Origin of the sequence: Protofrankia sp. CiP3 (assembly GCF_917627345.1) — a bacterium.
Lineage (GTDB): Bacteria > Actinomycetota > Actinomycetes > Frankiales > Frankiaceae > Protofrankia.
The window spans coordinates 3,057-7,914 of record NZ_CAKJTM010000146.1 but is presented as its reverse complement, the minus strand read 5'-3'; the positions used below and the strand labels follow the sequence as shown (position 1 = coordinate 7,914).

The 4,858-nt window shown below is 68.3% G+C and carries 8 protein-coding genes and 1 pseudogene; 6 read left to right on the top strand and 3 right to left on the bottom strand.

Annotated features, from left to right (window positions below; genetic code table 11):
- Positions 1 to 49: 49 nt before the first annotated feature.
- Together MJ797_RS24590 and MJ797_RS24585 are read left to right on the top strand one after the other, a co-directional pair.
- Positions 50 to 274: a hypothetical protein gene (locus MJ797_RS24590; protein ID WP_239341758.1), complete on the top strand. Its 225-nt coding sequence runs from the start codon at positions 50 to 52 to the stop codon at positions 272 to 274.
- Positions 275 to 307: 33 nt separating this feature from the next.
- Positions 308 to 547: a hypothetical protein gene (locus MJ797_RS24585; RefSeq protein ID WP_239341756.1), complete on the top strand. Its 240-nt coding sequence runs from the start codon at positions 308 to 310 to the stop codon at positions 545 to 547.
- A gap of 34 nt (positions 548 to 581) precedes the next feature.
- On the opposite strand, the gene MJ797_RS24580 is transcribed toward MJ797_RS24585, so the two are convergent.
- Positions 582 to 818 (bottom strand): DUF397 domain-containing protein, encoded by a 237-nt coding sequence (locus MJ797_RS24580; RefSeq protein ID WP_239341754.1) that lies wholly within the window; start codon positions 816 to 818, stop codon positions 582 to 584.
- A 150-nt stretch (positions 819 to 968) separates the two neighbouring features.
- Entirely contained in the window at positions 969 to 1,229 is a 261-nt protein-coding gene (locus MJ797_RS24575; protein WP_239341752.1) for a hypothetical protein, read from the bottom strand.
- Between the two features lie 171 nt (positions 1,230 to 1,400).
- Here MJ797_RS24575 and MJ797_RS24570 point away from each other — a divergent pair, with 171 nt between their 5' ends.
- Both MJ797_RS24570 and MJ797_RS24565 read left to right on the top strand, forming a co-directional pair.
- Entirely contained in the window at positions 1,401 to 2,663 is a 1,263-nt protein-coding gene (locus MJ797_RS24570; protein ID WP_239341750.1) for a helix-turn-helix transcriptional regulator, read from the top strand.
- On the top strand, positions 2,660 to 3,220 hold the full coding sequence (locus MJ797_RS24565; RefSeq protein WP_239341749.1) for a GNAT family N-acetyltransferase: 561 nt from the start codon (positions 2,660 to 2,662) through the stop codon (positions 3,218 to 3,220). The genes MJ797_RS24570 and MJ797_RS24565 overlap by 4 nt, the downstream gene beginning before the upstream one ends.
- Before the next feature lie 181 nt (positions 3,221 to 3,401).
- On the opposite strand, the gene MJ797_RS24560 is transcribed toward MJ797_RS24565, so the two are convergent.
- A complete protein-coding gene (locus MJ797_RS24560; RefSeq protein WP_239341748.1) occupies positions 3,402 to 3,902 on the bottom strand; it encodes a hypothetical protein in 501 nt (166 codons plus the stop codon).
- 143 nt (positions 3,903 to 4,045) lie between these two features.
- Between MJ797_RS24560 and MJ797_RS24555 the strand changes: the two genes are divergently transcribed.
- Together MJ797_RS24555 and MJ797_RS24550 are read left to right on the top strand one after the other, a co-directional pair.
- Positions 4,046 to 4,276, top strand: a complete 231-nt coding sequence (locus MJ797_RS24555) for an AlpA family transcriptional regulator (protein ID WP_239341746.1) — start codon at positions 4,046 to 4,048, stop codon at positions 4,274 to 4,276.
- A 42-nt stretch (positions 4,277 to 4,318) separates the two neighbouring features.
- Positions 4,319 to 4,858: pseudogene (locus MJ797_RS24550) on the top strand (hypothetical protein); the annotation flags it as partial.

The following is a 4,858-nucleotide window of genomic DNA, read 5'->3' as shown; positions in this document are numbered from 1 at the left end:
TTAGCGTCTCAAATTGATACGACAATACCCGTCCGATCAGGAGGACCACGTGGCCGTGAACAAGCGTGACTTTCTCGCCGCCTACTCCGCCTACGACGATGACGAGATCCTGATTCCGTGCAGTGACATCCGCCCGGGGGACACCCTGGCCAACGTCGGCCGCGTCACGGCCGTGTCCGAGCCCGACAGGGACGGCGAGTTCGTGTACGTGACGGACGACGGCCGCAAGCACTCCGCGCTGTGGGGCGGCATCGCCCGCAAGAAACGCCACTGACCAAAGACCTTCCAGTTCTCTCCATGTGCGACCGTGCACTCCCGAAACCCCTACCAGTACGGCCTCGAGGTCACCGCGACGTACGGCGTCGACCGTGACCAGTGGGAGCTGCGCTGGGAGCCAGGATCCGACGGCCAGACCACCCAGCGGGTGGTACGCGCGGCGATCGCCGCCGACCCGCAGCTGGCTTCCCACGCCAGCGCCATAGCAGGAGACGCCTCGTGGATGATCAGCGCGGCAACAGTCACGACCACACGTTGGTGGCCGCCTTGAGAAGGCAGCAACGGTCGGCTGACGTTGTGGTAGGTCAGAAGCGCATTTCGCCGTTTTCGACACCGTCGACGAACGCGGCCCACTCGGCGCGGGAGAACGACAGCACGAGCCCGTCCGGGTTCTTCGCATCGCGGACGACCACTCCGCCGTCGTGCATGCCGGCTTGTACGCACATGCCACCGGCGCCGTTGGAGAAGCTGGACGTCTGCCAGGTGACGGCGTCGGGGTCGAAATCGGTGAGGTCGGGCTTGCGGGTGCGATCCTTGGACATGGTTGATCCTTTCGATGGTGGGTGTTGGTTGTACGCGCCGGCCCGTACGCCACGCCCGCAACGACGAGGAAGGGACGGGCCCCGCACGGGCCGGCACGCATCGGTCAGGCCTCCCGGGTCGGGGCACGGCCATATCCGGGAGACCTGGTCTCAAGGCCCCTGACGAGGGCGGAACGGAAACGTGATCGGGACGATGCGACCGTCCAGGTTGCTGCTCTGCGCGTGATGGTCGGCCGCGCTGACGGTCGGGAACGGCAGGACGACTTCGACGGGCTGTCGGTCCGGGCCGTAGACGACGAGCGCGTACAACGTCGCGTCCGGAACATCGCCGTAGGCCTCGGCCCGGGGTAAGGAGCGCCGGATCTGCGCCGGCACAGGTGGCCGGCGGGTGAAACTCTTCGACTGGGCCACGACATTCCCCGTTCCTGTTCTTCCTGTGTGGCCGGCCGGTTATCGTGCCGACACGAGTACGACACACCGTGCGGGTGGGGTAACAGCAGGCCGGAGCAGGCGGCCACGTCAGAAACCGGTTACGGGTAACCGGCGGTTGTTACCCCCCGCCACACATGACGGAGAACGGCAATGGACGACGGCGGAACGGCACGTAAACTGGCCGACCGCATCCGGGAACTACGCCGCGCCGCTGGATACAGCCAGGAGCGGCTTGCCGCCCGGCTCGGCTACCAACGGGCCTACCTGTCGCAGGCTGAATCCGGCCGGGACGTGCCGTCGCAGACCCTCATCGACGCGTTGGACACCGCGCTGGACGCGGGCGGAGAACTGCGTACGCTGCGCGGACAGGCCTGGCAGGAGCGACAGGCACGGCGTATCGGCCTGCCTGGCCCGCGGCGGGACCGAAGGGAGGATTCCACGGACCGACGGCAGGTCTTCGAGCTGGCTGCGGCCGGGGTCCTCGCGGCGGATACCTACCGGCGGTGGACGGCCACCGGACCGGATCCGTTGACTGTCGCCGAGATCGAGGACCAAGTCGACCAGCATGCGGCCATATACACCACCACCGCGCATGATGCGCTCGCCCCTATGGTGTACAGGACGTGGTGGCAGGCAGAGACCCAATTGCGGGAGGCGACCCGGCTACGGGCCCATCGGCGTCTCACCGTGGCCGCGGGTTCCTGCGCCTACATGCTGTGCCGGTTGGCGTTCAACATGGATGATCATACGGCGTCACGGCGGTTCCTCACCCTCGCAGGGGATCACGCCGAGGATGCCGAAGAACCGGTGCTGGCCGCGTCCGTCGCAGAGATGGCGTCCACGCTGGCGTTCTACGGCGGCCGGTATGAGGAGGCGGCCCGGGTTGCGGCGGAGGCGGCGCAGCGATTCCCGCATCCTTACACTGCGGCGAGACTGGCCGCCTACGAGGCACGTGCCCATGCGGTTCTCGGCGACGAGCGCTCGACCCGGGCGGCATTGGAGCGGATGCGCCGGGACGCAGTCGGCCTGGGGGCACGGCCGGGGATGGCACCGTTCGCCCCGAACCTGGCCGAGGTGTTCGCTGGCGGGGTCCTCGCCCGACTGGGAGCCGGTGACGAAGCCGAACCGATCGCCCGTGCCGCGTTGACACAGACCCATGGGCTCGGGTTCGAAGACCAGGGACACGCGCTGCTCGGCCTGGCCGTAGCGCTGGCCACCCGCACCCGACCGGCACCGGATGAGGCGGCGGCGGTCGCGGCCCGTGCGGTCGCAGTCCTCGCGGACCGTCCGACGTTCAGCGTCATGGTCAAGGCCCGGGAGGTTGCCGCTGGGTTGGCGCCGTGGCATGAGGTGTCCGAGGTTCGGGACTACTGCGAGCAGGTCCGTGCGCTCCCGCCAGGAGGATCGGTATGACGCTGACGTTCGGCGAGCCCACATCCATCGCCGTACCCACGGTGATCACGGACCGGTTAGTCCTGCGGTGCTGGCAGCCGGGCGACATCGACCCGTACGCGGCGATGAACGCCGACGACGAGACCATGCGCTTTCTCAACGGCACGTTCGGTCGGGAGGGCACGGAACGCCTGGTTACCCATCTGATCGGCATGTGGGCGCTACGCGGCCACGGCATGTGGGCGGTCGAGGACAAGAGCACCGGCGAGTTCCTCGGCCGTGCCGGCACCTACTACGCCGACGGCTGGCCCGGAATCGAGGTCGCCGTGTCCATCCGCCGGGACCGCTGGCGGGACGGACTCGGCACCGAAGCGATCCGGGCAGCGCTCGCGTTCGGGTTCACCGTGCTCGGCGTTGACGAACTCGTCACCGTCACAGACCAGGGCAACGCCGGCATGAACGGGATCGCCCGGAAGCTGGGAATGGTCTTCCAGGCGGTCGCCACGGTCGGCCCGTGGAAGGACAACAACGTGTACGCCATCACCCGGTCCGAGTGGAAGACGCGTACCGGCAGCTGACCTCCTATGGCCGGTAGGACTGTGGGTCGGCCACTCCAGCCCTTGCGTCCGCCGCGTCGAGCACGGCACGTCCGATCGGCATCGCGTGACACCACCCGTCCGCCCGCGGCAACGGAAACGGTCGGTGACCCATGGTCTGGTCACCGACCGCAGGCTTGTCTGTGTTATCAGAGATGAGGCTCTATGTCCGTTGAGTCCACTGGGCCACGATTCCTTCCGCAGCAGCTATCACCGCATCCGGATCACAGAACACCAGCCCGTACACCAGCGACTGCCCGTGCACGCGGAACGCGTCGGTCTCCAGGATCGCGCGCAACGCCAGTTCGTAGGCGGACGGTTCGGCCTCCACCGCGTTCGGATCGAGTGCCGGTACCCACCCGGAGACGGGAGGCGCTCCGCGGGGGGACGACGGCCGCACCGGCACCCCGTCCGGCCAGTCCACTCCGGTCGGCAGCGCCCGGAACGTCAGGACCACCGCCGGATTTCTCGGGGTGACCGGTCGGTGATCGGTGTAGAGGACGTTGGGGAGTGTCGCGGTCGCCGTCGCCAGGTCGTGCAGGTCCGCACCGGGCGACACGGTTATCTCGTAGACCGCTCGACTGTCGTGGCGGACCGTCACGAGCCGATGCGGTTCGCCCGGATCGCGCCCGGGGGGACGGCCGGATGGCGGGATGATGGACATGGGTCACCGCTCCTGATTGCGCAGGGTCGGGGCCAAGGTCCGGGATGGTGGTGGTGCACCGCCCGGACCGCTACAGACCCGACACTTGGGGTTGGGCAACCAAAAGGATACGCTGATTTGGGGTTGCCCACTACCATGGGCCAGTGGTCGACGAGCAGCTGTGGAGCACGGGCGACATCGCCCAACGGTTGAAGATCTCCACAGAGCGGGCCCGTCAGCTCTCCCACCGCGCCGGATTTCCCGCCCACGTGCAGCAGGCTCGTCACATCCGTCTGTGGCGCGCCGCTGACGTCGAAGCATGGATCAGCGAGCATCGGCCCGGGCGGGCTGTCCAGGAGGACCCCGGGCCGGCGCAGGACATCGGGAGCGAGTAGTCCAACCGCTCTGACCGCATCGACCGCACCCTGGTCAGAAGCATGCTGGACAAGGGTCGGACCTACAGTCCCAACTGGAGGACAGTCGGCTCCCAGCACGGCGGGCGGCGCAGTCCCCCCGACACGCAGTCCCAAAGCCGATCTTGTCGGGTTTCCGGCGTATCTCGGCTGCACGCCTACGAACACCTCGACTGGCCGCGCCAGCAGGCGATGCTGCACGCCGCCGCGGTCGCGCTGGACCTGGCCGCCCGCCGCGTGATCGTCGCCCGCGGCACGCTCGGCCCGCTGCTGGCGCCGGAACCCGACCAGGTGGTCGCCGCGGGCGACGAACCGTCCCGGGCGGCCGTGCTGTGGCGCGAGGTGAAGCGAGCACTCGACGAGATGATCGAACGAGCGCAGCACGAACCGGAAATCGCCGGGCAGCTGCTGACCCTGTTCACCCTGACCTGCCGCACCGCCGAGGCGTACGACCGGGAACGCGACTATGTCATCAGCTTGGGCATCCCGCCGAGTTCCTCCCGACAGCCGCAGCCTCCGGCCGGAGCGACTCGGTGGCCGCCCACCCGGTCTCTCATAAATGAC

Bases quoted from the DNA above. Each gene is read 5' to 3' on its own strand.
- MJ797_RS24560 (WP_239341748.1), bottom strand. From the start codon at position 3,902: ATGTCCATCATCCCGCCATCCGGCCGTCCCCCCGGGCGCGATCCGGGC.
- MJ797_RS24580 (WP_239341754.1), bottom strand. From the start codon at position 818: ATGTCCAAGGATCGCACCCGCAAGCCCGACCTCACCGATTTCGACCCC.
- MJ797_RS24570 (WP_239341750.1), top strand. From the start codon at position 1,401: ATGGACGACGGCGGAACGGCACGTAAACTGGCCGACCGCATCCGGGAA.
- MJ797_RS24565 (WP_239341749.1), top strand. From the start codon at position 2,660: ATGACGCTGACGTTCGGCGAGCCCACATCCATCGCCGTACCCACGGTG.